Origin of the sequence: Pseudomonas sp. 30_B (assembly GCF_017491605.1) — a bacterium.
In the GTDB taxonomy this organism is placed as follows: Bacteria; Pseudomonadota; Gammaproteobacteria; order Pseudomonadales; family Pseudomonadaceae; genus Pseudomonas.
This window is the reverse complement of the sequence record NZ_JAFGYY010000115.1, coordinates 1-586: the sequence shown is the minus strand read 5'-3', so window position 1 is coordinate 586 and position 586 is coordinate 1. Positions and strand designations below refer to the sequence as shown.

The following is a 586-nucleotide window of genomic DNA, read 5'->3' as shown; positions in this document are numbered from 1 at the left end:
CTCGCACACCACTTTGTAGTTGTTCGCGGAAATCCCCTTCTCGGCGATCATCGCGGTCTTCACGCGGCCCTCGAGATACGAATCGTTCGCCCGATCAGACAGCGAACTCGCCGGCCCCACCGCGAGCTCGTTGACGATCGAGTTCACGTTGTTGATCGCTCGGACGATCTCTTCGGCGCGCTGCTTAGCGGCATCGCTCGGCACTTCGCCCGTCAGCAGCACGCGGCGGTTGAACACCGTCACGTTCACGTGCGAGCCGTCCGGCAGCCCGTTGTTCATCTGCGTCAACGCCTTCACCTGGATCTCGCGATCCTCGGTCTGCGCGCCGAGCGTGCGGCGATCGGTCGCGACGAGCGCGCCGCCGCCCGCCGCCGCGCCGGCGACCGCGAGCACACAGCCCTGCAGCGTGGCGGCGAGGCCGGCCGACAGGCCGATCACGAGCGTGGTTCTGACTAGCGTCTGTCTGACGCGGCTGTTACTCATCGACGGCTCTCCTTCGAATCAATCCTCGCCCAGCAGCATCGCGTCGATGCCGTCGCACAGGCAGTGGATGGTCAGCAGATGGACTTCCTGGATGCGCACCGCC

General features: G+C 65.9%; 1 protein-coding gene. It reads right to left on the bottom strand.

Features of this window, described 5'->3' with window-relative positions; genetic code table 11:
- The coding region (locus J5M67_RS27480) for a BON domain-containing protein (RefSeq protein WP_207888548.1) at positions 1-483 on the bottom strand (483 nt) is incomplete at its 3' end.
- Positions 484-586: the final 103 nt, after the last annotated feature.